Annotated in this window: 29 protein-coding genes and 1 riboswitch; of the genes, 20 read left to right on the top strand and 9 right to left on the bottom strand. The window is 71.5% G+C overall.

The window, feature by feature from the left end:
• Window positions 1-24: 24 nt before the first annotated feature.
• Window positions 25-654, bottom strand: coding sequence for a TetR/AcrR family transcriptional regulator (locus tag BLW14_RS28015; protein ID WP_093709911.1), 630 nt, complete (start codon window positions 652-654; stop codon window positions 25-27).
• Between the two features lie 108 nt (window positions 655-762).
• On the opposite strand from BLW14_RS28015, the gene BLW14_RS28010 reads away from it, so the two are divergent.
• Window positions 763-1,755 carry a hypothetical protein gene (locus BLW14_RS28010; protein WP_093709910.1) on the top strand — a complete coding sequence of 331 codons (993 nt, stop codon included), beginning with the start codon at window positions 763-765 and terminating at the stop codon, window positions 1,753-1,755.
• A 74-nt stretch (window positions 1,756-1,829) separates the two neighbouring features.
• Here the strand turns inward: BLW14_RS28010 and BLW14_RS28005 are convergent, their stop codons facing one another.
• On the bottom strand, window positions 1,830-2,114 hold the full coding sequence (locus tag BLW14_RS28005; RefSeq protein ID WP_018522806.1) for a type II toxin-antitoxin system Phd/YefM family antitoxin: 285 nt from the start codon (window positions 2,112-2,114) through the stop codon (window positions 1,830-1,832).
• Between the two features lie 96 nt (window positions 2,115-2,210).
• Here BLW14_RS28005 and BLW14_RS28000 point away from each other — a divergent pair, with 96 nt between their 5' ends.
• From BLW14_RS28000 to BLW14_RS27990, 3 genes are all read left to right on the top strand, one after another.
• On the top strand, window positions 2,211-2,846 hold the full coding sequence (locus BLW14_RS28000; protein WP_093709909.1) for an ATP-dependent Clp protease proteolytic subunit: 636 nt from the start codon (window positions 2,211-2,213) through the stop codon (window positions 2,844-2,846).
• A gap of 7 nt (window positions 2,847-2,853) precedes the next feature.
• Window positions 2,854-3,162 carry a hypothetical protein gene (locus tag BLW14_RS27995; RefSeq protein ID WP_093710866.1) on the top strand — a complete coding sequence of 103 codons (309 nt, stop codon included), beginning with the start codon at window positions 2,854-2,856 and terminating at the stop codon, window positions 3,160-3,162.
• Between the two features lie 305 nt (window positions 3,163-3,467).
• A riboswitch (cyclic di-AMP (ydaO/yuaA leader) is annotated at window positions 3,468-3,664 on the top strand.
• A gap of 3 nt (window positions 3,665-3,667) precedes the next feature.
• Window positions 3,668-4,141 carry a C40 family peptidase gene (locus tag BLW14_RS27990; protein WP_093709908.1) on the top strand — a complete coding sequence of 158 codons (474 nt, stop codon included), beginning with the start codon at window positions 3,668-3,670 and terminating at the stop codon, window positions 4,139-4,141.
• Between the two features lie 18 nt (window positions 4,142-4,159).
• Here the strand turns inward: BLW14_RS27990 and BLW14_RS27985 are convergent, their stop codons facing one another.
• Window positions 4,160-4,591 carry an ATP-binding protein gene (locus BLW14_RS27985; RefSeq protein ID WP_093709907.1) on the bottom strand — a complete coding sequence of 144 codons (432 nt, stop codon included), beginning with the start codon at window positions 4,589-4,591 and terminating at the stop codon, window positions 4,160-4,162.
• Between the two features lie 203 nt (window positions 4,592-4,794).
• Between BLW14_RS27985 and BLW14_RS27980 the strand changes: the two genes are divergently transcribed.
• Window positions 4,795-5,655, top strand: coding sequence for a helix-turn-helix domain-containing protein (locus tag BLW14_RS27980; protein WP_093709906.1), 861 nt, complete (start codon window positions 4,795-4,797; stop codon window positions 5,653-5,655).
• A 25-nt stretch (window positions 5,656-5,680) separates the two neighbouring features.
• A complete protein-coding gene (locus tag BLW14_RS27975; protein WP_026242933.1) occupies window positions 5,681-5,878 on the top strand; it encodes a DUF397 domain-containing protein in 198 nt (65 codons plus the stop codon).
• Window positions 5,879-5,891: 13 nt separating this feature from the next.
• On the opposite strand, the gene BLW14_RS27970 is transcribed toward BLW14_RS27975, so the two are convergent.
• On the bottom strand, window positions 5,892-7,034 hold the full coding sequence (locus BLW14_RS27970; RefSeq protein WP_093709905.1) for an 8-amino-7-oxononanoate synthase: 1,143 nt from the start codon (window positions 7,032-7,034) through the stop codon (window positions 5,892-5,894).
• A 142-nt stretch (window positions 7,035-7,176) separates the two neighbouring features.
• Between BLW14_RS27970 and bioB the strand changes: the two genes are divergently transcribed.
• Genes bioB through bioD form a run of 3 tightly spaced genes read left to right on the top strand, consistent with a single transcriptional unit; the run spans window position 7,177 to window position 10,390 of the window.
• Window positions 7,177-8,400, top strand: coding sequence for a biotin synthase BioB (gene bioB, locus BLW14_RS27965; RefSeq protein WP_093709904.1), 1,224 nt, complete (start codon window positions 7,177-7,179; stop codon window positions 8,398-8,400).
• The gene (locus BLW14_RS27960; protein ID WP_093709903.1) at window positions 8,393-9,697 is read left to right on the top strand and encodes an adenosylmethionine--8-amino-7-oxononanoate transaminase; all 1,305 of its coding nucleotides are present in this window, start codon (window positions 8,393-8,395) and stop codon (window positions 9,695-9,697) included. Before bioB ends, BLW14_RS27960 begins: the two co-directional genes overlap by 8 nt.
• 3 nt (window positions 9,698-9,700) lie before the next feature.
• Complete coding sequence (bioD, locus tag BLW14_RS27955) at window positions 9,701-10,390, top strand: dethiobiotin synthase (protein WP_093709902.1); 690 nt, start codon at window positions 9,701-9,703, stop codon at window positions 10,388-10,390.
• Window positions 10,391-10,442: 52 nt separating this feature from the next.
• Here the strand turns inward: bioD and BLW14_RS27950 are convergent, their stop codons facing one another.
• Both BLW14_RS27950 and BLW14_RS27945 read right to left on the bottom strand, forming a co-directional pair.
• Complete coding sequence (locus BLW14_RS27950) at window positions 10,443-10,814, bottom strand: fic family toxin-antitoxin system, toxin component (protein WP_093709901.1); 372 nt, start codon at window positions 10,812-10,814, stop codon at window positions 10,443-10,445.
• A complete protein-coding gene (locus BLW14_RS27945; protein WP_026242932.1) occupies window positions 10,811-11,038 on the bottom strand; it encodes a hypothetical protein in 228 nt (75 codons plus the stop codon). Before BLW14_RS27945 ends, BLW14_RS27950 begins: the two co-directional genes overlap by 4 nt.
• Before the next feature lie 239 nt (window positions 11,039-11,277).
• Between BLW14_RS27945 and BLW14_RS27935 the strand changes: the two genes are divergently transcribed.
• From BLW14_RS27935 to mug, 7 genes are all read left to right on the top strand, one after another.
• Complete coding sequence (locus tag BLW14_RS27935) at window positions 11,278-12,561, top strand: cytochrome P450 (protein WP_093709899.1); 1,284 nt, start codon at window positions 11,278-11,280, stop codon at window positions 12,559-12,561.
• 102 nt (window positions 12,562-12,663) lie between these two features.
• The gene (locus BLW14_RS27930) at window positions 12,664-13,101 is read left to right on the top strand and encodes a GNAT family N-acetyltransferase (protein WP_093709898.1); all 438 of its coding nucleotides are present in this window, start codon (window positions 12,664-12,666) and stop codon (window positions 13,099-13,101) included.
• A 166-nt stretch (window positions 13,102-13,267) separates the two neighbouring features.
• Window positions 13,268-14,605 (top strand): hemolysin family protein, encoded by a 1,338-nt coding sequence (locus BLW14_RS27925; RefSeq protein ID WP_093709897.1) that lies wholly within the window; start codon window positions 13,268-13,270, stop codon window positions 14,603-14,605.
• Complete coding sequence (locus BLW14_RS27920) at window positions 14,602-15,621, top strand: hemolysin family protein (protein WP_018522790.1); 1,020 nt, start codon at window positions 14,602-14,604, stop codon at window positions 15,619-15,621. The genes BLW14_RS27925 and BLW14_RS27920 overlap by 4 nt, the downstream gene beginning before the upstream one ends.
• A gap of 83 nt (window positions 15,622-15,704) precedes the next feature.
• Window positions 15,705-16,550 (top strand): SGNH/GDSL hydrolase family protein, encoded by an 846-nt coding sequence (locus BLW14_RS27915; RefSeq protein WP_093709896.1) that lies wholly within the window; start codon window positions 15,705-15,707, stop codon window positions 16,548-16,550.
• 84 nt (window positions 16,551-16,634) lie between these two features.
• Entirely contained in the window at window positions 16,635-18,077 is a 1,443-nt protein-coding gene (purB, locus tag BLW14_RS27910) for an adenylosuccinate lyase (protein ID WP_177154119.1), read from the top strand.
• A 31-nt stretch (window positions 18,078-18,108) separates the two neighbouring features.
• Window positions 18,109-18,654 (top strand): G/U mismatch-specific DNA glycosylase, encoded by a 546-nt coding sequence (mug, locus tag BLW14_RS27905; protein WP_093709894.1) that lies wholly within the window; start codon window positions 18,109-18,111, stop codon window positions 18,652-18,654.
• Window positions 18,655-18,667: 13 nt separating this feature from the next.
• Here mug and BLW14_RS27900 read toward each other — a convergent pair whose 3' ends face one another.
• A complete protein-coding gene (locus BLW14_RS27900; protein ID WP_093709893.1) occupies window positions 18,668-19,102 on the bottom strand; it encodes a hypothetical protein in 435 nt (144 codons plus the stop codon).
• Between the two features lie 177 nt (window positions 19,103-19,279).
• Between BLW14_RS27900 and BLW14_RS34620 the strand changes: the two genes are divergently transcribed.
• Complete coding sequence (locus BLW14_RS34620) at window positions 19,280-19,564, top strand: type I phosphoribosyltransferase (RefSeq protein WP_177154118.1); 285 nt, start codon at window positions 19,280-19,282, stop codon at window positions 19,562-19,564.
• Window positions 19,565-20,009: 445 nt separating this feature from the next.
• Here BLW14_RS34620 and BLW14_RS27890 read toward each other — a convergent pair whose 3' ends face one another.
• Window positions 20,010-20,747 (bottom strand): ABC transporter permease, encoded by a 738-nt coding sequence (locus BLW14_RS27890; RefSeq protein ID WP_093709892.1) that lies wholly within the window; start codon window positions 20,745-20,747, stop codon window positions 20,010-20,012.
• Window positions 20,748-20,749: 2 nt separating this feature from the next.
• Window positions 20,750-21,673 carry an ATP-binding cassette domain-containing protein gene (locus tag BLW14_RS27885; protein WP_093709891.1) on the bottom strand — a complete coding sequence of 308 codons (924 nt, stop codon included), beginning with the start codon at window positions 21,671-21,673 and terminating at the stop codon, window positions 20,750-20,752.
• A 106-nt stretch (window positions 21,674-21,779) separates the two neighbouring features.
• On the opposite strand from BLW14_RS27885, the gene BLW14_RS27880 reads away from it, so the two are divergent.
• The 3 genes from BLW14_RS27880 to BLW14_RS27870 all read left to right on the top strand — a co-directional run bounded on the left by BLW14_RS27880 (window position 21,780) and on the right by BLW14_RS27870 (window position 24,864).
• Window positions 21,780-22,952, top strand: coding sequence for a sensor histidine kinase (locus BLW14_RS27880; protein WP_093709890.1), 1,173 nt, complete (start codon window positions 21,780-21,782; stop codon window positions 22,950-22,952).
• Between the two features lie 4 nt (window positions 22,953-22,956).
• Window positions 22,957-23,607 carry a response regulator transcription factor gene (locus BLW14_RS27875; RefSeq protein ID WP_093709889.1) on the top strand — a complete coding sequence of 217 codons (651 nt, stop codon included), beginning with the start codon at window positions 22,957-22,959 and terminating at the stop codon, window positions 23,605-23,607.
• Between the two features lie 99 nt (window positions 23,608-23,706).
• Window positions 23,707-24,864 (top strand): ROK family protein, encoded by a 1,158-nt coding sequence (locus BLW14_RS27870; RefSeq protein ID WP_093709888.1) that lies wholly within the window; start codon window positions 23,707-23,709, stop codon window positions 24,862-24,864.
• Window positions 24,865-25,066: the final 202 nt, after the last annotated feature.

Genomic DNA, 25,066 nt, shown 5'->3' with positions numbered 1-25,066 from the left:
CGCGGTGAGCCGGGGCGGGCGCGGTCAGCCCGCCTTCACCGCGTCCATCGACATCAGCCCGCGCAGACCGTTCTCCAGAACCTCCGGGCCGGTGTCGCCGAACATGGCGAGCTGGGCGATGAACCCCTGGGCGGTCGCGATCAGGGCCCGGGCGACGTGCTCGTCGGGCACGTCCGCGCGGAGCACCCCGGCCTCCCGGTACAGCCCGACCAGCTCGGTCCACGCCCCGCGCAGCCCGCCGAACGCCTCGGCGAGGGTGGCCGCCAGCCGCTCGCTGCGCAGGGTCTCCGACCACACCTGGATGATCAGCCCCGCGTACGCCCGGGGTTCAAGGCCCCGCCCCGATTCCATTCCGTCCTGGAACAGCGCCCGCGACACCCTGCCGATGAGGACGTCCGGGGCGGGGACGGGGGTGTCGCGCGCCGCCCCCTCGAAGGCCCGGCGCACTCCCTCGACGGCCTCGGTGGCGATGGCCGCGATCAGGTCCTCCTTGCCGCCGAAGTAGCGGTAGACCGCGCCCGCCGACAGGCCGGCCTCCCCCAGCACGTCCTGCATCGAGGTGCCGTGGAAGCCGTCGCGGGCGAAGCAGCGCGCGGCGCCGTCGAGGATCTGCCGACGGCGGGCATCGAGGTGCTCCTGGGATACACGGGCCATGCACCCAACTTAAAACGAACATTCATTCTTGACAAGGAAGCGGCAGCGGGGCGACAGTGGCAGAGTCATAAAACGAACGATCATTCTCTTTGAATCGAGGCACGACCCATGCCCCTGACCCCGAACCGCCGCATGGTGGGGGTCGTCCTGCTGGTGCCGGTGGTGGTGACCCTGGCCCTGTGGGCCTTCGCCTGGCCCGCCGCCCGGACGGCCCCGCGCGACCTGCCCATCGGGATCGCCGGGTCCGCGCCGGCCGCGGACCGCCTCCAGCAGCGGTTCGAGGAGCGCGACGGCGCCTTCGACATCCACCGCTACGACTCCGAGGCCGCGGCCCGGGACGCGATCGAGGACCGGGCCGTGTACGGCGCGGTCGTCGTCTCCGAGAAGGGCCCCGCACTGCTCACGGCGAGCGCGGCCGGCCCCGTGGTCGCCCAGCTGCTGCACGAGGCCGTGAGCGCCGGAGCCCCGGCCGGCACGGCGGTACCGGTCACGGACGTGGTGGCCGCCCCCGCCGCCGACCCCAGGGGCGCCGTGCTCGGTTCGAGCATCATGCCGCTGGCCATCGCGGGGGTCGCCGCCGGTGCGGCCGTGACCATGCTGCGGCTGCGCGGCGCACGGGCCGGGGCCGCGCTGCTGGGCGTGGCCGTCGCGGTGGGGCTCCTGGCCACCGCGGTCACGGACAGCTGGCTCGGCGCCCTCACCGGCGACTGGTGGAGCGAGGCCGGGGCCATCGCCCTGACCGTGCTCGCCATCGGCGCACCGGTCGCGGGGCTCGCCGCCCTGATCGGGACTCCTGGCATCGGCATCGGCGCCCTGCTCATGGTGCTCCTGGGCAACCCGTTCTCCGGGGTGACCAGCGCACCCGAGCTGCTCCCCCGGCCCATCGGCACGATCGGCCAGCTGCTGCCGCCGGGGGCGAGCGGGTCGCTGCTGCGGTCGGTCTCCTTCTTCGACGGCGCCGCGGCGGGCGGCGCGGCCCTGACGCTCGGCGTGTGGGCGGTGCTCGGCCTGGCCGCCGTCCTCATCGGCGGCCGCCGCAGGACCGCCACGCCGGACACCGCACCGACCGCGGCCGCACGGGAGCCCGCACTCGCCGGTTGATCCGCGCACACCCGCACAGCAACGCGAAGCGCCCCCGTCCCGACGGACGGGGGCGCTTCGCCGCGTACGGAGGTTCAGTCGTCCCGGCCGTGGTGCCCGCGGTGCTCGGCGGCGATGCCGAAACGCTGCCGTTCGCCGGGAGCGGACGCGGTGGAGCCGATCGACGACACCGAGCTGATCACATGCTCCTGCTCCGCGGCCTCCTCCTTTTCGAGTCGTTCGAGGTCGGCGGCCGAAACGAGGGCGACGAGCGGTTTGCCGTGCCGCGTGACGACGACGCGCTCGCCGCCGTAGACGACGCGGTTGATCAGTTCGGCGAGTTCAGCCCGGGCTTGCGTCACCGGAATCTCGTAGGCCATGCTCCCATCATAACCTTCTGTACGTCCTGTACATTTTTTACGGAAGCGAGCGCGAGTGCACCGCTGTGCCCGCGCGACCGGAGGAGAGGCTCAGCCGTGTACCGTCCCGTCGTCGCCCGTCACGTCCTGCCCGAGTTCACCGAACGCACCTCCCGGGGGTCCCGCACCCTCGACCCGTACTCCAAGCTGCTGGCCGACCGCATCGTCCTCCTCGGTACGGCTCTCGACGAGACGGCCGCCAACGACCTGGTCGCCCAGCTGATGTACCTGGAGTACGACGCGCCGGACCGGCCCGTCTCGCTGTACATCAACTCGCCGGGCGGCTCGTTCGGCGCGATGACGGCCCTCTACGACACGATGGCGTTCCTCAACTGCGAGGTGGAGACCTACTGCCTGGGCCGGGCGGGGGCCGGCGCGGCCGTGCTGCTCGCCGCGGGCGCACCGGGGCGGCGGTACATGCTGCCGGGCGCCACCGTGGTGCTGAGCCAGCCCGCGTTGGACGATCCGGTGCAGGGCCAGCCGTCCGACCTGGAGATCGAGGCGCGGGAACTGACCCGGATGCGCGGGACCATGACCGGCATGCTGGCCCGGCACACGGGGCGCTCCGTCGAGCAGATCACCGAGGACACCGAGCGCGACCTGGTCCTGGACGCGGAAGGGGCCGTGGCCCACGGGATCGTCGACCACGTCGTGCGGAGCCGCGTCCCGGTGCCGCCGCACTCCGCTAGGTGAAACCGTGGTGCAGCCACCGGAGTTCCCGCCGCTGCCCGCGCTGACCCGGGCCGAGAGCGAGTTCATCGACCTGTATCTGCACGTCGTCGACCAGGTGGGCCGTATCAACCCGGCGCGCGGCGACGACACGTACACGGCGCTGCGGGCCGCCCAGGCGCTCGCCTCGCACGCGGCGGCGCTGCGGGACGCGCTGGCGGTGATGCACCGGCGCGGCGAAACCCGCATCCACAGCACCACGTTGGCCCGGGCGCTCCGGGTGCTGGACGGGGAGCGGCGGGCGGCGCGGGTCACCCTGCCGCCGGATCCCCCGAGTTGACGCACCGGGTCGCGACGACACGCCCGACGGGCGCACAGGTTTTCCTCGCTCGTTCGGCGTAGGCGTTCCCTCTCACGAGCGACGGTCCGATTTGCCTTTTCCTGATGCGCGTGGGGCGGATTACATCGCGACACCGCTGGTACCGGCAGGGCTCCGGGAGCGGGCCGGGGAGGCCGGACGGCCCGTGTCCACCTGAACGGACCATCAGTGACGATCTTCACTTATGGCCGTTTCACCTCGGAAATCCGGCACGAGGTGAGTCAAGATCCCTGGGACGACAAGCCCCCGCCACCGCGGCGGGGCGGTCCGGGCGGACGCCGAGTCCTGCCGCCGTCCGGATGACTGGTCGACAGGAGTGGATCGGCAGGAGTGGAGGACCCGAGCACTACGGGACCGCCGGACCACCGGCTGTCCCTCGGGGTGAAGCCGCCGCGCGCGGCCGGGCAACTTCGCCAGCCCGAACCCGACAGGTCATCCTTCACAGGCGGCTGACGAAGGGTTGCGCATGAGTGCGCAGGTTCATGTCCCGTCTCTGCTCGCCCGGGCCACGACGGCCTCGGTCATGACTCTCGCCGCCGTCGGCGGCACGCTGTTCGTTCCCGGTGCCGCGACCGAGGCGCATGCCGCCGGCCATGCGATGAAGGCGCTGAAGATCGCGGCGTCGAAGAAGGGAGCGCCCTATCGATGGGGCGCCACCGGGCCCGGGAGCTTCGACTGTTCCGGCCTGACGCTCTACTCGTTCAAGAAGGCCGGCAAGAAACTCCCCCGGACGGCCCAGCAGCAGTACAACAGGTCCAGGCACATCTCGGCTTCGCAGCGGAAACGAGGTGACCTGGTCTTCTTCCATTCCGGGAGCAGTGTCTACCATGTGGGGATCTACGCCGGCAGCGGAAAGATCTGGCACTCGCCGAAGACCGGCGCCGTGGTCCGCCTGGAGAAGATCTGGACCAGGAGCGTCCTGTACGGCCGGGTGAACTGACGCGGGCCCGTCCGGGCCTCAGGGCTGAACCGGGACCTGCCACGGGAGCGCGACCCAGACGGTCTTGCCGCCGTCGGCGGTGGGTGTGACGGTCAGTCGGCCGCCGTACTCCTTGGCCAGTGAGCGGATGATGACCATGCCCCGCCCGTTGTCCTGCTGAACGGCGGCGGGCAGCCGCTGCGGCCTGCGGGGGTGGCTGTCCGTCACGCCGAGGCGCAGCTGCTCGTCCCGTTCGAGGCGCAGGTCCACAGTGAAGGTGGGCGACTGCCCGAAGGTGTGCAGGACGGCGTTGGTGGCCAGCTCCGAGATGATGAGCCGCATGGTGTCGGCGGTCTCCGCGTCGTCGGGCAGGCCCCACTCCGCCAGCACCCGGGCGACGTACTTCCGGGCCGCGGAGACCGAGACCGGCTCGCTCGGCAGAGTGACACGTGCTTCCTGATGGTCTGCCATGGCGAGCCGTCCTTTCCCACCCGGTACCGGACCGCCGAGCGGTCCGGTTGTGCTTCGCGCCAGATTGCCACCGATGCTGCCCCCAGCGGCAGCGATCCACCAAGATATGCATATATCTGTCGCTCAAACCGGTGAACTCTCCCCGCCCGGCCCCGCACGGGCGCCACACTGTCCCCTCGGCAGCCAGTGGAGGGAGCCATCAGATGCAGCACGGTCCAGCGGTGCGGCGCCGCAAGCTCGGCGAGGAGCTGCGGAGCCTGCGCCAGGCATCGGGGCTCACCAGCCGGGAGGCCGCGGGACTGCTCGGCTGGCACCAGTCGAAGGTGAGCAGGATCGAGACAGGTGTCAGCGGGGTGCGGCCGGATGACGTGAACCGGCTGCTGGACGCGTACGGGATGGACGATCCGAAGCTGCGCGAGGTCCTGGGCGCGCTCGCCGGTTCGGCGGGCGGGGGCGGGGCCGGCTGGTGGCACGCGTACCGGGGTCTCATCCCGCCGCAGTACCGCGACTTCATCAGCCTGGAGTCGCAGGCGCGCACCGCCCGCACGCTGGAGACCTCCGTGGTACCGGGCCTGTTGCAGACGGCCGACTACGCCCGCGCGGTGACCCGGGCCTCGCTCGACGGGCTGCCTTCAGGGCAGCTGGACTCGCTGGTGGAGGTGCGGCTGGCCCGGCAGGGGGTGCTGCGGAGCGATCCGCCGCTGCGGCTGAGCGCCGTGCTCGACGAGGCGGTGGTGCGTCGGGAGGTCGGTGGCCGAAGGGTGATGCGGGAGCAGCTGCGCCATCTCGCCCGGGTGGCACAACTGCCCCACGTGCAACTTCAGTTGCTCCCGTTCTCGGTCGGCGGGTATGTGAGCCTCACCAGCCCTTTCGTCATCTTCTCCTTTCCGACCGCTTCCGACCTTGACGTGGTCGTTCTTGACCACTTGACGAGTAGCCTCTATCTGGAGCGGAAAGAAGACCTTGCGGCGTACAGCTCGGCCTTCCGAACCCTTCAGGCACACGCGCTGTCGCCGGAGCACACGCTGGACCTGATCGCCGCGATCGACCGCGACGATCGGTGACCCCCCACCGCCCGGAGGAAGCGTCATGCCCGATCGCCTCGCCCAGCACGCCTTACGGTGGCGGCGCAGCAGCCGCAGCACAGGGATGAACAACTGCGTGGAGACCGCGCCCCTGGGGAGCGGACGGCTGCTGGCCGTGCGCGACTCCAAGGATGTGGCCAGGACACCCCTGGAGTTCTCCGCCCCGGCCTGGACGTCCTTCGTCTCCGGCCTGAAACGCTGAGACGGGCCGCGCCTCAGTTCCGGGGCGCGGTCTGCCGCACCGTCGCCACCGCCCGCGCGATCTGCTCGTCCGTCAGGTCGCCGCGGGCGGTGAGCCGCAGCCGGGAGATGCCGTCGGGCACGGACGGCGGCCGGAAGCACCCCACCACCACCCCGGCCGTACGGCAGTCGGAGGCCCAGCGGACGGCGGCCTCGGGCGAGGGCGCCCGCACCGAGACGACCGCCGCGTCGGGCCGCACCGCGATCAGCCCGGCCGCCGTCAGCCCCTCGTACAGCGCGGTGGCGACCGCACGCGCCCTGAGCGCGCGTCCCGGTTCGCGGCGCAGCAGCCGCAGTGCGCCCAGGGCCGCGCCGGCGGCCGCGGGGGCGAGTCCGGTGTCGAAGATGAACGTACGGGCGGTGTTGACCAGATGCTCGATGACCCGGGCCGGTCCGAGGACCGCGCCGCCCTGGCTGCCCAGCGACTTGGAGAGGGTGAGCGTGGCGACCACGTCCTCGTCGCCCGCGAGGCCGGCCGCGGCGAGCGCGCCGCGTCCGCCGTCGCCCAGCACACCGAGCCCGTGCGCGTCGTCCACGAGGAGCGCGGCCTTCTCCGCCCGGCAGACGGCGGCCAGTGCGTCCAGCGGTGCGGCGTCGCCGTCAACGGAGAACACCGAGTCGGTGACGGCCAGCTTCCGCCCCTCGTGCCCGCGCAGCGTCTTGCGAAAGGCCTCCGGGTCGGCGTGCGGGACGACGCCGGTCTCCGCCCGGGAGAGCCGGCAGCCGTCGACGATGGAGGCGTGGTTGCCTGCGTCCGACGCGATGAGGGCGCCGCGCCCGGTGAGCGCGGTGAGCGCCGCGAGGTTGGCGGCGTAACCGGAGGACAGGACGAGCGCGGCCTCGAACCCGCAGAACGCGGCGAGTTCCCCTTCGAGCTCCGCGTGAAGCGCGGTCGAGCCCGTGACGAGACGGGAGCCGGTCGCCCCGCCGCCCCACCGGCGCGCCGCGTCGGCCGCGGCGGCGGTCACCTCGGGGTGCCGGGTCAGGCCGAGGTAGTCGTTGCTCGCGAGGTCCAGCGGCTCCGCTTCGGCGTTCCGGGGCCGCAACCTGCGGACGAGCCCCGCGTCCGCGCGCCGGCGCGCCTCGTCGTCGATCCAGTCGAACGGAGTGGCGGGCATGGGCGATCCCTCTTGTAGGCAGCCCACAGACCCTAACCGCGGTCACACGAAGACACGGTGTGGCAATGCACACACCCCCCGTGAGCTGTGTTGTCCGGTTCCTCCTTGGCTCCGGGCGGTGCCGTGCGTCAGGATCGTCGCCATGGACCTCCTGAACACGCTGGTGGACAAGGGGCTGCGGCGCGAGCTGCCGACCCGTGAAGAAGCGCTCGCCGTATTGGCGACCCCGGACGACCAACTGCTCGACGTGGTGGCCGCGGCCGGCAAGGTGCGCCGTCAGTGGTTCGGGCGGCGGGTGAAGCTCAACTATCTGGTGAACCTGAAGTCCGGGCTCTGCCCCGAGGACTGCTCGTACTGTTCGCAGCGGCTCGGCTCCAAGGCCGAGATCCTCAAGTACACGTGGCTGAAGCCCGAGGAGGCGTCGAAGGCGGCCGCCGCCGGGGTGGCCGGCGGCGCCAAGCGCGTCTGCCTGGTGGCCAGCGGCCGGGGCCCGACGGACCGGGACGTCGACCGGGTCTCGAAGACCATCGAGGCCATCAAGGAGGAGAACGAGGGCATCGAGGTGTGCGCCTGCCTCGGTCTGCTCTCCGAGGGGCAGGCCGACCGGCTGCGCACGGCGGGCGCCGACGCGTACAACCACAACCTCAACACGTCCGAGGGGACGTACGGGGAGATCACGACCACCCACACCTACGCCGACCGTGTCGACACCGTGCACCAGGCGCAGGCGGCCGGTCTCTCCGCGTGCTCCGGGCTGATCGCGGGCATGGGCGAGAGCGACGCCGACCTGGTCGACGTGGTTTTCTCGCTGCGCGAGCTGGACCCGGACTCGGTGCCGGTCAACTTCCTGATCCCGTTCGAGGGGACGCCGCTCGCCAAGGAGTGGAACCTGACGCCGCAGCGGTGCCTGCGCATCCTGGCGATGGTGCGGTTCGTCTGCCCGGACGTGGAGGTGCGGCTCGCGGGCGGGCGCGAGGTCCATCTGCGCTCGATGCAGCCGCTCGCCCTCAACCTGGTCAACTCGATCTTCCTGGGCGACTACCTGACCAGCGAGGGCCAGGCGGGCCAGGCGGACCTGGACATGATCGCGGACGCCGGTTTCGAGGTCGAGGGTGCGGGTACGACCACGCTCCCCCGGCACCGCGCGGACGCCGTGGCCGGCTGCGGCTCGCACGCGGGCGGCTGCGTGACGGAGTCGGAGGGCTGCGGTTCGCACGAGGGCGGCTGCGGGCCGTGCGGCGAGGCGCCGGAGGCGGAGGCCGTTCCCGCCGCCGAGGCGCCGGAAACCCAGGTTCCGGGTGCCCGTACGGATCTGGTGGCGGTCCGCCGCCGTGGCGCGGGGACGGATCTCGCCCCCAATGCCTGAGCCGCTCTCCCCCGCCGTACTCCGGGACCTGGACCGGGCGCACGTCTGGCATCCGTACGGTCCGATGCCGGGCCGGCAGGAGCCGCTGGTCGTCGAGTCCGCGTCCGGGGTCCGGCTGCGGCTCGCCGAACCCGCCCACGGGCAGCACGAGTTGGTCGACGGGATGTCGTCCTGGTGGTCCGCCGTCCACGGCTACAACCACCCGGTGCTGAACGAGGCGGCCCGCGGCCAGCTGGACCGGATGAGCCATGTGATGTTCGGCGGGCTCACGCACGAGCCCGCCGTCCGGCTGGCGGCCCGGCTGGTGGAGATCACCCCGGAGCCGCTGCGCCACGTCTTCCTCGCCGACTCGGGCTCCGTGTCGGTCGAGGTCGCCGTGAAGATGTGCCTGCAGTACTGGCGCTCGGCCGGGCGGCCCGCCAAGAAGCGGCTGCTGACCTGGCGCGGCGGGTACCACGGGGACACCTGGCAGCCGATGTCGGTGTGCGACCCCGAGGGCGGGATGCACGAGCTGTGGTCGGGAGCCCTGCCCCGCCAGGTCTTCGCCGGTGAACCGCCCGCCGGTTACGAGGCGGAGCCCGACCCGGCGTACGCGGCGCATCTGCGCGAGCTGATCGGGCTCCACGCGGACGAACTGGCGGCCGTGATCGTGGAGCCGGTGGTCCAGGGGGCCGGCGGGATGCGCTTCCACTCCCCCGGCTATCTGCGCGTGCTGCGCGAGGCGTGCGACGCGTACGGCGTGCTGCTCGTGTTCGACGAGATCGCCACGGGCTTCGGCCGTACGGGGAAGCTGTTCGCGGCCGAGCACGCGGGGGTCTCCCCCGACGTGATGTGCGTGGGCAAGGCGCTGACCGGCGGCTATCTGACGATGGCGGCGACGCTGTGCACGAGCGAGGTCGCCGAGGGCATCTCGCGCGGCGAGGTGCCGGTGCTCGCCCACGGTCCGACGTTCATGGGGAACCCGCTCGCCGCATCGGTGGCCTGCGCCTCCATCGACCTGCTGCTCGGCCAGGACTGGCAGCAGGAGGTCAAGCGCATCGAGGCAGGGCTGAACGAAGGCCTGGCGGCGGCGCGCGAGCTGCCCGGGGTCCGCGATGTGCGGGTGCTCGGCGCGATCGGGGTGGTCCAGCTGGACCACGAGGTGGACCTGGCGGCGGCGACCGCGGCGGCGGTGCGCGAGGGGGTTTGGCTGCGGCCGTTCCGCGACCTCGTCTACACCATGCCGCCGTATGTGACCGGTGACGACGACGTGGCACGGATCTGCCGCGCTGTATGCGCTGCGGCGCGGGAGGGCTGAGACATGAGCGTTCTGGTGGTGACCGGTACCGGCACGGAGATCGGCAAGACGATCGTGACCGCGGCCGTGGCGGCGGCTGCCGCGGACCGCCGCGTCGCGGTGCTCAAGCCGGCCCAGACCGGTCTGGAGCCGGGCGAGCCGGGCGACGCGGCCGAGGTGGTGCGGCTGGCGGGCGCGCATGTGACGGCGGTCGAACTGGCGCGGTTCCCTGAGCCGTTGGCACCCGCGACGGCGGCCCGCCGGGCGGGCATGCGCCCGGTACGGCCGCACGAGGTGGCCGAGGCCGCCGAGAAGCTGGCCGCCGACCACGACCTGGTCCTGGTCGAGGGCGCGGGCGGGCTGCTCGTACGGTTCGACGAAGAGGGCGCGACCCTGGCGGACGCGGCCCGGCTGCTGGCAGCCCCGGTGCTGGTCGTCGCCCCGGCCGGTCTGGGGACGCTGAACTCCACGGCTCTGACGGCGGAGGCGCTGCGGGCCCGGGGGCTGGACTGCCTGGGCGTGGTCATCGGCAGCATGCCGTCCGCACCGGACCTGGCGGCACGCTGCAATGTGGCGGATCTGCCGGTGGCCGCGGGTGCCCCGCTGCTCGGGATGGTCCCCGAGGGCGCGGGATCGCTCGCACCGGCGGACTTCCGTGCGCGGGCGGTGGACTGGCTGGCCGAACCGCTGGGCGGGCACCGGCCGCCGGTCTGAGCGGCAGGGCCCGTACGAGATGATCCGGCCGGGCGGACGGGCACGGCTCCTGTCACAGGCTCCACTGGCGCAGTTCGTCGGCGATGGCGCGGACGTCCGCCTCGCCCTGCTTCACCAGCAGGGCGAGGTCCCGCACCTGCTCGGGCGACGTGATGACCTTGATGCCGGACGCGACGAGGTACCCGTAGGCGACGGCGGAGGCGAACATGGCGTTGGACCGCTCCAGCGCCGGGACGTGCAGGAGCAGTTGCAGCAGGGCCGCGGCCCTGGAGTGCGGATCGCTGTAGACGGGGCTGCCGAAGATCTCCGCCTCTTGGCGCGCGACCGCCGCGACCAGGGCGCCCCAGTCGGTCACCTGCGGGTCGCCGGGCGTCTTGTGCTCCGCGACCATGAGAAGCCAGGAGAGTTGGATCCGGAGGTTCAACGGGTGCCTTTGCCCTCCGTGCCGAACTCCTCGGCGAACACCGATTCGTACTGCTTCATGAAGTCCGCCGCGGCCTCGACGAAGGTGTGTCCCACCTCGCCCGCGTCCTGCTTGACGAGCTCCTCTATGTAGCGGTTCACGCTCATCCCCCTCTGGAGCGCGCGCTGCCTCGCGGCCTCCGCGGTGGCCTCGTCCACTCGAACGTTCAGCTGTGTCTTGGGCACCCCATCACGCTAGCGCGCAACCGCTAGCACCGGCAAGAGGTGGGGCGCGGGCGGGTGCCCCGTCGGCATCGCGCGCCCGCCGCGGCCGAGGATGGCGGCCGTATTCCCCACCCCGGTCCCCCAACGGTCGAACACGTGGTCATAATTCCTGCTCAGGTAGCCGAAGTCACCGCAGTCGGCCACGTACTGGCGCCCCGCACGCCGACCGACCAGATCTCGCGACGACTCATGGAGTGACATTGAGTACGACGACGTTCCGTTCCCGCATCACGGCCCGGCTCGGGCGCAGCTACCTGGCGCGGATCCAGAAGCACGGACTCGGGTCCTCCACGATGAAACTGCTCCCGGAGCAACTGCTGATGCCGCTGCGCAGGGAGGGCCTCGACCCGGTCCGGCGGCTCGCCGAGGTCCGGGCGAGCGCCCCGGTGACCAGGGTGGCCCTGCCCTTCGGCATGGACGCCTGGGTGGTCACGGGGTACGAGGAATCGAAGGCGGTACTCGGCTCCACCGAGGGCTTCAGCACCGACTTCGCGCACCTGGCGGGCAACGCGGGCATAGTCGCCGAACACAGCCCCGGCGGACTGGGCTTCAGCGATCCACCCGTGCACACGCGGCTGCGGCGCATCCTGACCCCGGAATTCACGATGCGCCGGCTGCGCCGCCTGACGCCCAGGATCGACGCGATCGTCGCGGAGCGCCTGGACGCGATGGCCGCTGCGCCGGGGCCGGTCGACCTGGTGCACGCCTTCGCGCTGCCCGTGCCCTCCCTGACGATCTGCGAACTGCTCGGGGTGCCCTACGAGGACCGCGACGACTTCCAGAAGCTCGCCATGGACCGCTTCGACCTGTTCGCCGGGACGACTGCGCCGTTCGGCGCCATGTCGGCGTCGCTCGACTACTTCCGGGGCGTCGTCCGGGCCCAGCGCCGCAGCCCCGGCGACGGCCTGCTCGGCATGATCGTGCGGGAGCACGGGAACAGCGTCGACGACGAGGAACTCGCGGGCCTGGCGGACGGGGTGCTCACCGGCGGCTTCGAGACGACCGCCAGCACGATCGCGCTCGGCTCCCTCGTACTGCTGCGCAATCCGGAGGTGGCGGAGCGGCTGCGTACGGACGACGGTGTGACGGCCCCCTTCGTGGAGGAGGTGCTGCGCTATCTCTCCGCCGTGCAGATCGCCTTCCCCCGGTTCGCCCGCGATGACATCGAGATCGCCGGGGTCGTCATCCCGCGCGGCGACATGGTGCTCTGCTCGCTGAGCGGCGCCAACCGGGATTCGGCGTACGTCACGGACGACGGGCGGTTCGACGTGGACCGGGTCACTCCGGCCGGGCATCTCGCCTTCGGCCACGGCATCCATCGCTGCATAGGCGCGGAGCTGGCCCGGATGGAGCTGCGCTCCGCCTTTCCGGCCCTGGTCAGGCGGTTTCCCGAGATGCGGCTCGCCGTCCCGCCGCAGGATCTGGCCTTCCGCAAGCTGTCGATCGTGTACGGCGTCGACGCACTGCCCGTACGACTGCGCTGAGCCGCGCCGTACGACTGTGCCGCCCTGTACGACGCCGAGCTCTCCCCGTAGCAGGCGGGAATCCGCTCGCACCGGGAAACGATCATCTGATTGGCTCACCGCATGAGTGATCTCGACATACGCGGCGCCGCCCTTTCCGACATCGACACCGTGCTGCGGTTCTGGCGGTCGGCGGCCGAAGGCACGAGCATCAGCGACGACCACGACGGCGTGGCCCGGCTCATCGACCGCGACCCGGGGGCTCTGCTGCTCGCGGAGCGGGAAGGGACGCTCGTGGGGACCGTCATCGCCGGTTTCGACGGCTGGCGGTGCTCCGCGTACCGGCTGGCCGTACACCCCGAGCACCGCCGGAAGGGCATCGCGACCGCGCTGCTGGAGGCTGCGGAGCGCCGCTTCGCCGAGCTGGGGGGACGGCGGGTGGACGCCATGGTCCTGGAGGAGAACGAGCGCGCGCACCACACCTGGCAGGCGGCCGGCTACCAGCGCGAGAACCACTGGCGGAGGTGGGTGAAGCCCCTCCGGACGGGCACAGAGAAGTGATCGGACCCCCCCACCACTTTGCCGATCCTTTACTATGAGGATTCAGTCCTGCCCCTTCAGACGAGAGGTGTGAGCGTCCGCCCATGGGCGAGCCTCCCAGTAGCCGAAGCCGCCGAGATCGCGCGGTCCGCCAGTCCCTGCCCGATCATGGGACGGAGGTGAACCGATGACCGAAGTGCTTCTGCTGCTCGTTGCGGTACTGCTCTCCCTCGCCTGCGGCGCCTTCGTCGCGGCGGAGTTCTCGTTGACCACGGTCGAACGCGGCCAGCTGGAGAAGGCCGTCGAGCAGGGCGAGCGCGGGGCCGCGAGCGCGATGAAGGCGGTCCGCAGCCTCACCTTCCAGCTCTCCGGCGCGCAGCTCGGCATCACCGTCACCAATCTGGTCGTCGGCATGCTCTCCGAACCGTCCATCGCGAAGCTCATCCGGGGGCCGGTCGAGGCCGTCGGCCTGTCCGCCGGTGTCGCGTCGTCCGTCGCGCTCGTCATCGGTACGGCCCTGTCCACGGTGTTCCTGATGGTGGTCGGCGAGCTGGTCCCGAAGAACTGGGCCATCTCCTCGCCGCTCGCGGTGGCGAAGACCGTCGCCACCCCGCAACGCGTCTTCACGGCCGTCTTCCGGCCCTTCATCAGCCACCTCAACAACACGGCCAACCGGATCGTGCGCCGCTTCGGGCTCGAACCCGCCGAGGAGCTGGCCTCCGCGCGCAGCCCGCAGGAGCTGGTGGCTCTCGCCAGGCACTCCGCGAAGGCGGGCGCGCTGGAGGCGGACACCGCCGAGCTGTTCGTCCGTACGCTCAACCTGCCGGAGCTCACCGCGGAGAACGTGATGACCCCGCGCGTCCAGGTCACCGCCCTGGAGGTCGGCGCGACCGCCGAGGACGTCGCCAACGCGACCCGGGCCACGGGCCTCTCCCGCTTCCCCGTCTACCGGGGCAGCCTCGACACCGTCGTGGGCGTCGCCCACATCAAGGACGTCCTGGCGATCCCCGCCGAGCAGCGGCCCCGCAAGCGGGTGTCCGAGATGCTTCGCGAACCGGTCCTCGTCCCCGAGACGCTGACCGTGGACCGGCTGCTCGACCGGCTGTCCGGGAAGCTCGCCATGGCGGTCGTGATCGACGAGTACGGCGGCACGGCGGGCGTCGTGACGCTGGAGGACATCGTCGAGGAGGTCGTCGGCGAGGTGCGCGACGAGCACGACCCGCACGAGACACCGGACCTCGCACCGGCCGGTGAGGACGCCGACGGACGCGTCCTTTGGTCCGCCGATGGCGCCGCCCGCACGGACCAGCTGGAGGCGATCGGGCTGCGCGTGCCGGACGGCCCCTACGAGACCCTGGCGGGCCTCATCGCCACGGAGGTGGGCCGCATCCCGGCCGTGGGCGACTCGATCGAGCTGGCCGGCTGGCGGCTCGACGTGGTGGACGCCTCCGGGCGCCGCGCCGCCCGGGCCCTGCTGCACGCCCCGCTGACCGGTTCCCACCAGCCGTCGGAGGACGAGCGATGACCGCCGTACAGCTCTTCATCGGTCTGCTGACGCTGGTGGTGAACGCCTTCTTCGTCGGTGCCGAGTTCGCCCTGATCTCGGTGCGCCGCAGCCAGATCGAACCCCAGGCCGAGGAAGGCAACCGGCGGGCGCGCAGCGTCATCTGGGGGCTCGAACACGTCTCGGCGCTGCTCGCGGCGGCACAGCTGGGCATCACGCTGTGCACCCTGGTCCTCGGTATCGTCGCCGAGCCCGCGATCGCGCATCTGCTGGAGCCCGTCTTCGACACGGTCGGCGTGCCGCACGGCCTGGTCCACCCGATCTCGTTCGTGATCGCGCTGTCGGTGGCGACCTATCTGCACATGCTGCTGGGCGAGATGGTCCCGAAGAACATCGCGCTGGCCGAGCCGGTGCGGTCCGCGCTGCTGCTCGGCCCTCCGCTGGTGACTCTGGCCCGGGCGCTGCGCCCGGTGATCTTCGCGATCAACGCCTTCGCCAACGGGCTGCTGAAGCTGTTGCGGGTGGAGACGAAGGACGAGGTGGCGGCGACGTTCTCGGACGACGAGCTGGCCCGTCTGGTGAAGGACGCCGGCGACGCCGGTCTGGTCGACGACCGGGCGGCCGAGCGGCTGCACCACGCCCTCGAGCTGGGGCGGCGGCCGGTACGTGACGTGGTGCTGCCGGTGGACCGGGTGATGTACATCCGGGTCGGGGCGACGCCCGAGGAGCTGGAGCGGCTGTCGTACGAGACGGGATTCTCGCGCTTCCCGGTGATGGACGCCGAGCAGCGCATCCTCGGGTACCTCCATGTGAAGGACGCCCTCGACGTGACCCCGCGCGACATGCCGTTCCCGGTGTCCTCGATGCGGCCCATCGCCCGGGTCCGGGCGGCGACGCCGCTCGACGACGCGCTGACCGCGCTGCGGCGCAGCCGTACGCACCTGGCGGCGGTGCTCGACGAGGACGGCAGGCTGGCGGGCATGGTGACGATGGAGGACGTGCTCCGGGAACTGGTGGGGCGCCCCCAGAGCCGGTGAACCGATGGGTGGCTCCGGGCCTCGTCCCGGAGCCACCCATTGCCCGCCGGCCTTGCACGGCGCCGCGATACGATCGCATCGCCATGGAAATCAATGCCTCATACACCAGTCTCGTCGCGGTCGGCGACTCGTTCACCGAGGGCATGTCGGACCTGCTGCCCGACGGCTCGTACCGGGGCTGGGCCGACGTCCTCGCCTCCCGCCTCGCCGCCCGCACGCCCGGCTTCCGGTACGCCAATCTCGCGGTGCGCGGCAAGCTGATCGGCCAGATCGTGGACGAGCAGGTGGACGTGGCGGCGGCCATGCGGGCGGACGTGGTGACGCTGGTCGGCGGCCTCAACGACACCCTGCGCCCCAAGTGCGACATGGGCGTGGTCCGCGGACGCCTGGAGGAGGCGGTGGAGCGCCTGGCGCCGTCGTGCAAGCAGCTGGTGCTGATGCGCAGTCCCGGCCGCAACGGCCCGGTGATGGAACGGTTCCGGCCTCGCATGGAGGAGCTGTTCGCCCTGATCGACGACCTGGCGGCGCGGCACGACGCGGTGGTCGTCGACCTGTACGGCGCTCCGGCGCTGGGCGACCAGCGCATGTGGGACGTCGACCGGCTGCACCTGACCGCCGAGGGGCACCGCCGGGTCGCCGAAGCGGTCTGGCAGGCCCTGGGACTGCCTCCGGAGAGCGACTGGCAGGCCCCGCTGCCCGCCTCCGTCCCCCCGCGCTGGGCCGCCCGGCGGGTGGAGGACGTGCGCTTCGCCCGGCACCACCTGCTGCCCTGGATCGGCCGGCGGCTCACGGGACGCTCCTCGGGCGACGGACGGGCGGGGGCGCAGTTCAACGCCGAGCTGGGGCGGGCCTTCTGGGTCACCCCGGAGGGCGACGGCGTGGCGGCACCGGTGGCTTCGTGGCGGCGGTTGGAGAGCGGCGACCGCTGAGGGGCGGTTCCGCGCCGGTTCGTAGCAACCCACAAACCGGACCGCGGCGCTGAGCTGCAGAAACCGCCAGTAGAATCAGGACACGTGACTGCTGTGTCTGCGAAGCCTCGCATCCCCAATGTCCTGGCCGGCCGCTACGCCTCCACGGAGCTGGCCGTCCTCTGGTCCCCCGAGCAGAAGGTGAAGCTGGAACGCCGGCTGTGGCTGGCGGTGCTGCGCGCCCAGAAGGACCTCGGGATCGAGGTGCCCGACGCCGCCCTCGCCGATTACGAGCGCGTCCTCGACCAGGTCGACCTGGCCTCGATCGCCGAGCGCGAGAAGGTCACCCGGCACGACGTGAAGGCCCGGATCGAGGAGTTCAACGCCCTCGCCGGCCATGAGCACGTCCACAAGGGCATGACCTCCCGCGACCTCACCGAGAACGTCGAACAGCTGCAGACCCGGCTCTCCCTGGAGCTGATGCGCGACCGCACCGTGGCCGTCCTGGCCCGCCTCGGCAAGCTCGCCGCCGAGTACCGCGAGCTGGTCGTCGCCGGCCGCTCGCACAACGTCGCCGCGCAGGCCACCACCCTCGGCAAGCGCTTCGCGACCGCGGCCGACGAGCTGCTGGTGGCATACGGCCGGCTGGAGGACCTCCTCGGCCGCTACCCGCTGCGCGGCATCAAGGGCCCGGTCGGCACGGCGCAGGACATGCTGGACCTGCTGGGCGGCGACGCCGGGAAGCTGGCCGAGCTCGAAGAGCGCATCGCGGGCCACCTGGGCTTCGCGCACGCCTTCACCTCGGTCGGTCAGGTCTACCCCCGGTCGCTGGACTACGACGTGGTGACCGCGCTGGTCCAGCTGGCCGCGGCGCCCTCCTCCGTGGCGAAGACCATCCGGCTGATGGCGGGCCACGAGCTGGTGACCGAGGGCTTCAAGCCGGGCCAGGTCGGCTCGTCCGCGATGCCGCACAAGATGAACACCCGCTCCTGCGAGCGCGTCAACGGCCTCATGGTCATCCTGCGCGGCTACGCGTCGATGACCGGTGAGCTGGCCGGCGACCAGTGGAACGAGGGTGACGTCTCGTGCTCGGTGGTCCGCCGGGTGGCTCTGCCGGACGCGTTCTTCGCGTTCGACGGGCTGGTCGAGACGTTCCTGACCGTGCTCGACGAGTTCGGCGCCTTCCCCGCCGTCGTGGCCCGCGAGCTGGACCGCTACCTCCCCTTCCTCGCGACGACCAAGGTCCTGATGGGCGCGGTACGCGCCGGCGTCGGCCGCGAGGTCGCTCACGAGGCCATCAAGGAGAACGCCGTCGCCTCCGCCCTGGCCATGCGCGAGCAGGGCACGGAGCGCAATGAGCTGCTGGACAAGCTCGCGGCCGACGAGCGCATCCCACTGGACCGCGCCCAGCTGGACGAGCTGATGGCCGACAAGCTCTCCTTCACCGGAGCCGCGGGCGACCAGGTCACCGCGCTCGTCGCGCGGATCGAGGAGATCACCAAGCAGCACCCCGAGGCCGCCAGGTACACCCCGGGCTCCATCCTCTGACGGCCACCGCATCCGCATCCGCATCCGGCAGATGACGCCCGAAGAGCTCCAGGCCGCCCGTGACCGCGTTGTTCCCGACGTGGCCGCGGGTGGCCTGCGCGTCCTGTTCTGCGGGATCAATCCGAGCCTGACGACGGGCGCCACGGGCCACCACTTCGCCTTTCCCGGCAACCGCTTCTGGCCCGTCCTCCACCTGTCGGGCTTCACCCCTCGCCGGCTGCTCCCCGCCGAACAGGCCGAGCTGCTCGACCACGGCCTCGGCATCACCAACGTCGTCGCCAGGGCCACCGCCCGGGCCGACGAGCTGTCCGCCGAGGAATTCCGGGCCGGGGGGCGGATCCTCAACGACAAGGTCGAGCGCCTGCGCCCGCAATGGCTGGCCGTCGTGGGCATCACCGCCTACCGTACGGCCTTCGGCGACCGCAAGGCCGCGATCGGCCCCCAGGAGCGGACGGTCGGCGGAACCCGCGTATGGGCCCTGCCCAATCCCAGCGGCCTCAACGCGCACTGGACCACTCAGACCATGGCCGAAGAGTACGCCCGGCTGCGCGCCGCCGTGGAGGCCGGCACCCCGTAGCACCCGGTCCCGGTCAGGGCGGGTCCATCTCCGTCACCACCACACTCAGCTCGCAGCCGGAGCCGCCCTCCTCCAGGCAGAGGACCAACGCCATCCAGCGCTCCTCGATGTGCCAGAGCTGGAGATACTCGCACCCCGCGACGGTGTCCGCCCATGGCGCGGGTATCTCCTCCCCGGACACCATCCGCTCCCGGGCACTGAACAGACTGACCGGCTCCGGCTCGCCCCAGCGGCTGGTGAGCAGCGTGACCAACGCCTCGTGGTCCGCGACGCACTGAGCGCGCCTCTCAAGCCGGCCCGCCTCGTCGTCCTCCCAGACGTCGTCCGGGTGCAGATACACGATGTGGTAGCCGGGACCGCTGACTCCCGAACCCGACCGGACACGTTCCGCGGGAAAATCTCGGGTGCGCATCCCGTCGATGAGGCGGAGGTGATGTGCGGTGGTCATGCCGTCAGTAAACCTCCCGCCACTGACAATCGGAGCCGCGCTCCGTACTTTGAGACGGTTTCATCCATCTCGTACCTGCGAACAAACCCGGTGGGAGCCTGTCATCCGGATCGGGATTCTGCGAGCGGGGAATCCGGTTGCCTGAGCTGCCAGTTCGTCCGCGGACTCGCGATCGCGATGTCTCACGCACGCGGCCTGATCCTTGACCGCTTCCGATGGATGGGTGGTCACGCTGATGTCTGGCAGGTCTTTCGCGCCCCCGAGGCTCTTGCCGCAGTGGTCCGTGGACTGGCTGAGCCGTTCCGGGAGGACGGCGTCACGGCCGTCTGCGGCGTTGAGTCGCTGGGGTTCCTGCTGGGCGCGGCATCTGCCGTCGAGCTCGGCGTCGGCTTCGTCGCGGTACGCAAGGGCGAGGGGATCTGCCCCGGGAAAAAGGCCACCAGGTGCAGTGACCCCGACTAACGGGTGCTCGCCAGGAGTTGCGTCTGCGGCGGATGACGGTAGGCCCTGCGGACGGACCGGTTGCTGCTGGCCGAGCACTGGATCGAAACGGGTAGCCAGGCATCGGCTGTGCGGTCGATGGTCGAGGAATGCGGCGGGCAGTGGGTCGGCTGCTCCGTCGTCGTTGACCAGACAGCGCCGGCCCGGCGGGCGGACCTGGGCGCCCGCAGCATTGTCACTGCAGCCGAACTTCCGGCTTGGATGGGCAGTCCTGACACCTCGCCCCCTGGCTGGTTACTCGGTGGACGGAAAACGTCTCGTATTCCTCACGCGCCATCCGCACCCGCCTGCGGCGTCGGGGCATCCGTGCTTTACCCAAAGCCGTCCGCGCAGGTTGGCAGTCGTCTGAGGCTATGCCGACTCGGAGGCCGCCCTACGGGCGACGAGGGGAGTTCGAAGTCGGGCCCTAGGCGTCCCGGCGCTTCAGCGCCCACCAGCCGGCGAGCAGCGCCGCAGCGGCCCAGGCCGCGGTGACTGCCAGCCCCGACCAGGGGCCGAGGCTGCCCTCGGCGTGCTGGTGCAGGATCAACTGCCCCGCTCGGTCCGGCAGGTAGTCCGCCGCGCTGCCTGCGACATCTCCGACCACGAACGAGACGATGAGGATGAACGGTATGAGCACGCTGAGGACAGCGACCGCGCTTCGCAACAGGAACGTCAGACCTGCTGCGAACAGGGCCATCAGCGCCAGGTAGACGCCACCACCGAACGCCGCGCGCAGTGCACCCGGTGCGCCCAGCCCTATCGCGTACTCCCCCATGAACAGCTGGCCCACGAGGAACGCGCCGAAGCTTGTGACAATCCCTACTGCCAGCCCTGCGGCGCCGATCAGGGACACCTTCGCCGCGAAGAAGCGAGTGCGGTCCGGGACCGCGGTGAGCGACATGCGCAGCGCGCCGTTGGCGTACTCGGTCGAAACCGCTGTCGCGCCGAAGCTTATGGCGGCGATCTGGCCGAAGTTCAGCGCGTAGAAGGCCCCGAAGAGCAGCTCCGCGTCGGCGTCGTCCGCCTCCGCCTGACCGACAGTGGCGGCGGTGAGCACGGTGATCGCCATCGTCACGAGAAGGACGGCCGCCAGCGATCCGAACACGGATCGCACCGACCTGATCTTGATCCATTCCGAGTGCAGAACTGCGGTGCCCGGCATGGTCAGACCTCCTGTCGGCCGGCGGACGCGAACTCCGTCGCTTCGGCGGTGAGGTCGAGGTATGCCTGCTCCAGGGTGGTGTGCTCGTCCATCAGCTCCACGATCGGAATGCCTTCCCTTGCTGCCATCGCGCCTATCTCCTCTGCTCTGACGTCCTCCACCATCCATCGGCCGTCCTCACCCGGCGCGGCACGGTACCCCTCACGGGCCAGAAGCTCGCCGAGGCGGGCGGGTTCGGTCGTACGCACCCTCGCTCGGGGCTGGCTGCGGGATTCCAGAAAGACACGCATCGGGAGATCCGCAAGGAGCCTCCCCTGCCCGAGAACGATCAGATGGTCAGCGAACGAGGACGTCTCGTTCATCAGGTGGCTGGAGACCAGCACCGTGCGCCCTTCGCGGGCGAGTCTCCGCATCAGTTCGCGGATCCAGATGATGCCTTCGGGATCCAGCCCGTTCGACGGCTCGTCCAGCATGACGACCGCCGGGTCCCCGAGCAGCGCCGCCGCTATACCGAGGCGCTGGCGCATCCCGAGGGAGAAGGTCCTGATCCTTCGCCCGCCTACGGGCCCGAGACCCGTCTCCTCCAGCACCTCTTCGACCCGGGAAGCACCGAGGCCGTTGCTCACGGCGAGGGCCAGCAGATGGTCGCGTGCCGTCCGCGCCGCGTGGGCGGCTTGCGGATCGAGCAGGGCCCCGACGTGCCGCAGCGGTTCGGGCAGTGCCGCGTACGACTGTCCGCCGATCTTCGCGGTGCCGCTCGTGGGACGGTCGAGGCCGAGCAACAGCCGCATCGTGGTGGACTTCCCGGCGCCGTTGGGGCCGAGGAAGCCGGTCACACGGCCCGGCCGTACCTGGAAGGTGAGATGGTCCACGGCACGGGTGCCGCCGTAGTCCTTGGTGAGCTCGTGGACATCGATGCTGGTCATGTCCTCAGCCTCGCCGCCGGGGCCGGCCCCTATCCTCCCCCGCGCGTGTGGATCACCTCCCTCGCTCGGGGAGTTGGCGTGCCCCGCCCACTGGCACGATGACGGCATGCACCACTTCCTTCGCCCGTTGACCCGCTCGGTCACATACACCCGCTGGCTGCATCTGCTTATGCCCGCCGCGGTCGTCAGCGTGTGGCTGTTCATCTCGATGGAGACGCCCTGGGTGCCCATGGTTCTCGCGGCGATGGTCGGCCTGATACCGGGAATGCGCCTCGCGGAGGGCATCCAGGCGCAGTTGCTGCTCACTCCCGCGGAACGCGGTGCTTCGGACGCCTCCATCTCCGTGGCTCCGTCGACCTCGTGGTCGGAGCGATGGAGGACCGCTCTCTGGCTGGAGATACGACTGCTCGGTGCGGGCCTGGCCGGCCTTGCCACGGTGACGCTGTCGACGACGACCGTCGACCTCGTCCGGTCCTCCTTCGGCACGGCACCGTCCGGGCCCGGGTCCGCCGTCGGGCTGGGGACGCACTGGTGGGCCGCGGTGCTGGCGCCCGTACCCGTCGTGATGCTGTTCGCCGTGGTGGTGAGCTGCGGCGAGATCATCACCGCGGCAGCCCGGTGGCTGCTCGGTCCGACACCGGTGCAGCGCCTGACCGCACTGGAGGAGCGCACCGAGCAGCTCCTCGAACGCAATCGGATCGCCCGCGAACTGCACGACTCGATCGGGCACGCGCTGACCGTGGCCGTGGTGCAGGCGGGTGCGGCGAGGGCGGCCCAGGACCCGGACTTCACCGGCAGGGCCTTGGCGGTGATCGAGGAGACGGGTCGGGATGCCCTGGACGATCTGGAAAGGGTGCTGCGGGTACTGCGCGAGACGGACGCGCCGCCCGGTAAGCGGCCGTCACTGACCGAGGCCGACCGGCTGCTCGATTCCGCTAGGGGGTCCGGTGCCGAGGTCGACGCCGAGGTGACCGGGCCGCTGGAGCTGGTGCCGGGGCCGGTGTCCCGGGAGGGCTATCGCATCCTTCAGGAGTCCCTCACCAACGTCCTGCGGCACTCGGGAGCGGTCCCGGTCCGCGTCCGCATCCGGGTCGCGGACAGCCGGCTGGAGTTGGAGGTGAGCAATCCGCTCATGGGTTCCCCCGGAGCGCCGGGCAGCGGAAGCGGACTGCGGGGCATTCGGGAACGCGCGGCTCTCCTGGGCGGAAGGGCCAGGACAGGGCCCTCGGACGGGGAGTGGACGGTGCACGCGAGCCTCCCGCTGCACGGAATAGGCTGACGCGATGCCGGTAACCGTTCTTCTGGTCGACGACGAGCCCCTGGTCCGCGCGGGACTGCGGGCGGTCCTGGAGGCCCAGCCCGATATCGAGGTGGTGGGTGAGGCGGGGGACGGCGCAGCGGTCATCCCCCTGGTGCGGCAGCTGCGCCCCGATGTGGTGGCGATGGATGTCCGCATGCCGCTCATGGACGGCATAGAGGCCACCCGGGTAGTGCTGCGTACCGTGCCCGAACCTCCGAAGATCCTGGTGGTGACGACTTTCGAGAACGACGAGTACGTGTACGAGGCGCTCCGCGCGGGGGCGGACGGTTTTCTGCTCAAGCGAGCCCGGCCGGCCGAGATCGTCCATGCGGTACGGCTGGTGGCGGAGGGTGAGTCCCTGCTGTTCCCTGCGGCGGTCCGGCAGCTCGCCGCCGAGTACGGTACGAACAAGGCGCGCGAGGCGCTGAAACGGGCCGCGCTCACCGAGCGTGAGGCGACGGTGCTCCGGCTGATGGCCCGGGGCCTGACCAATGCGGAGATCGCCGACAAGCTCGTGGTGGGGGTGGAGACGGTGAAGACCCATGTCAGCGCGGTGCTCGCGAAGTTGGGCGCTCGTGACCGCACCCAGGCGGTGATCGCCGCCTACGAGTCCGGGTTCGTCGCTCCGGCTTGATCGCGGGCGCTCGCGAACAGCACCGCGGCCCACGGTCGCCCTCCCCCTGAGCAGCGAGTACCATCCGCCTGACATGCGCACGAGCTGGGAGGACACACCGTGGGCCGGCTGACCGGTGGGGACCCGTCGTTGCTGCGACGGATCAATTCCGCGGTGGTACTGCATGCCCTCCGGGGCGCGTCCTCCTCGACTCTCACTGATCTGACCCGCATCACGGGCCTGTCCCGCCCGACGGTCGAAGGCGTCGTGGAAGGGCTCTTCGAGGCGGGGCTGGTCGTCGAGTGCGCCCCGGACAGACCCGAGGCCCGGCGTCAGGGCCGTCCGGCCCGGCGCTTCCGCTTCCGGGCCGAGGCCGGGCACCTGTTGGGCATCGAGATCGGCCCGCACCGTGTCTCCGCGCTGCTCTCGGGGCTGGACGGCCGGATCATCGGAGCCGGCTCGCGAGAGGTGTCGGAGACCGCCGGCGCGGACGACCGGCTCGACCGGGTGCGAGCCGTCGTCGCGGACGTCCTGCGTCGCACCGGCGTGGCCCGGAGCAGCCTGCGGGCGGTGGGGGTGGGCAGTCCGGGCATCGTGGAAGCCGACGGCACGGTCCGGCTGGGCACCGCGTTGCCGGACTGGACGGGGCTACCGCTGGGCGAGCGGCTGCGGCGTTCGTTCCGCTGCCCCGTCCTCGTGGAGAACGACGCCAACGCGGCCGCGGTCGCCGAGCACTGGAAGGGCGCGGCCACCGAGTCCGACGACATCGTGTTCGTGCTGGCGGGGCTGAGTCCGGGAGCCGGTTCCCTGATCGGCGGGCGGCTGCACCGGGGGTTCGGGGGCGCGGCCGGGGAGATCGGCGCGCTGCACCTGCTCGGACGGGACGTGACGCCGGAGCACTTGCTGTCGACGACGGACACCCCATTGGACCCGCTCGACGAGCACGCGGTCGCGGCGGTCTTCGCGAAGGCCCGGCACGGGGACGAGCAGGCGCAGGCCGCGGTGGAGCGGTTCATCCAGCGCCTGGTCCACGACGTGGCGGCGCTGGTGCTGGCGCTGGACCCCGAGCTGGTGGTGGTCGGGGGCTGGGCGGCCGGGCTGGACGGGGTGCTGGACCCGCTCCGGAGTGAGCTGGCCCGCTATTGCCTGCGGCCCCCGCGGGTGGCCCTGTCGCTGCTCGGCGAGGCCGCGGTGGCGACCGGTGCGCTGCGGCTCGCGCTCGATCACGTGGAGGAGCAGCTGTTCGCCGTCGAGGGAACGGTGACGGCCCGCCGCTGAGTGCGACGGGCCGTGAGGGGGCGACGTCCGGGGCCTGACAGACCCGTATGGCGATGGGCGCGTATGGCGATGGGCGCGTATGGCGATGGGCGCGTATGGCGATGGGCGCGTATGGCGATGGGCGCGTATGGCGATGGGCGCGTATGGCGATGGGCGCGTATGGCGATGGCCCGCCGCTCAGGGCGACGGGCCGCGGGGCCAG

The organism is Streptomyces sp. 2131.1 (assembly GCF_900105515.1).
GTDB lineage: Bacteria > Actinomycetota > Actinomycetes > Streptomycetales > Streptomycetaceae > Streptomyces > Streptomyces drozdowiczii.
Note: the sequence above shows the minus strand (reverse complement) of the source record. Positions and strands in the feature narration are given on the sequence as shown.

Bases quoted from the DNA above. Each gene is read 5' to 3' on its own strand.
- BLW14_RS28015 (WP_093709911.1), bottom strand. From the start codon at position 654: ATGGCCCGTGTATCCCAGGAGCACCTCGATGCCCGCCGTCGGCAGATC.
- BLW14_RS28010 (WP_093709910.1), top strand. From the start codon at position 763: ATGCCCCTGACCCCGAACCGCCGCATGGTGGGGGTCGTCCTGCTGGTG.
- BLW14_RS28005 (WP_018522806.1), bottom strand. From the start codon at position 2,114: ATGGCCTACGAGATTCCGGTGACGCAAGCCCGGGCTGAACTCGCCGAA.
- BLW14_RS27990 (WP_093709908.1), top strand. From the start codon at position 3,668: ATGAGTGCGCAGGTTCATGTCCCGTCTCTGCTCGCCCGGGCCACGACG.
- BLW14_RS27985 (WP_093709907.1), bottom strand. From the start codon at position 4,591: ATGGCAGACCATCAGGAAGCACGTGTCACTCTGCCGAGCGAGCCGGTC.
- BLW14_RS27980 (WP_093709906.1), top strand. From the start codon at position 4,795: ATGCAGCACGGTCCAGCGGTGCGGCGCCGCAAGCTCGGCGAGGAGCTG.
- BLW14_RS27975 (WP_026242933.1), top strand. From the start codon at position 5,681: ATGCCCGATCGCCTCGCCCAGCACGCCTTACGGTGGCGGCGCAGCAGC.
- BLW14_RS27970 (WP_093709905.1), bottom strand. From the start codon at position 7,034: ATGCCCGCCACTCCGTTCGACTGGATCGACGACGAGGCGCGCCGGCGC.
- bioB (WP_093709904.1), top strand. From the start codon at position 7,177: ATGGACCTCCTGAACACGCTGGTGGACAAGGGGCTGCGGCGCGAGCTG.
- BLW14_RS27960 (WP_093709903.1), top strand. From the start codon at position 8,393: ATGCCTGAGCCGCTCTCCCCCGCCGTACTCCGGGACCTGGACCGGGCG.
- bioD (WP_093709902.1), top strand. From the start codon at position 9,701: ATGAGCGTTCTGGTGGTGACCGGTACCGGCACGGAGATCGGCAAGACG.
- BLW14_RS27930 (WP_093709898.1), top strand. From the start codon at position 12,664: ATGAGTGATCTCGACATACGCGGCGCCGCCCTTTCCGACATCGACACC.
- BLW14_RS27925 (WP_093709897.1), top strand. From the start codon at position 13,268: ATGACCGAAGTGCTTCTGCTGCTCGTTGCGGTACTGCTCTCCCTCGCC.
- BLW14_RS27920 (WP_018522790.1), top strand. From the start codon at position 14,602: ATGACCGCCGTACAGCTCTTCATCGGTCTGCTGACGCTGGTGGTGAAC.
- BLW14_RS27915 (WP_093709896.1), top strand. From the start codon at position 15,705: ATGGAAATCAATGCCTCATACACCAGTCTCGTCGCGGTCGGCGACTCG.
- mug (WP_093709894.1), top strand. From the start codon at position 18,109: ATGACGCCCGAAGAGCTCCAGGCCGCCCGTGACCGCGTTGTTCCCGAC.
- BLW14_RS27900 (WP_093709893.1), bottom strand. From the start codon at position 19,102: ATGACCACCGCACATCACCTCCGCCTCATCGACGGGATGCGCACCCGA.
- BLW14_RS34620 (WP_177154118.1), top strand. From the start codon at position 19,280: ATGTCTCACGCACGCGGCCTGATCCTTGACCGCTTCCGATGGATGGGT.
- BLW14_RS27890 (WP_093709892.1), bottom strand. From the start codon at position 20,747: ATGCCGGGCACCGCAGTTCTGCACTCGGAATGGATCAAGATCAGGTCG.
- BLW14_RS27885 (WP_093709891.1), bottom strand. From the start codon at position 21,673: ATGACCAGCATCGATGTCCACGAGCTCACCAAGGACTACGGCGGCACC.
- BLW14_RS27880 (WP_093709890.1), top strand. From the start codon at position 21,780: ATGCACCACTTCCTTCGCCCGTTGACCCGCTCGGTCACATACACCCGC.
- BLW14_RS27875 (WP_093709889.1), top strand. From the start codon at position 22,957: ATGCCGGTAACCGTTCTTCTGGTCGACGACGAGCCCCTGGTCCGCGCG.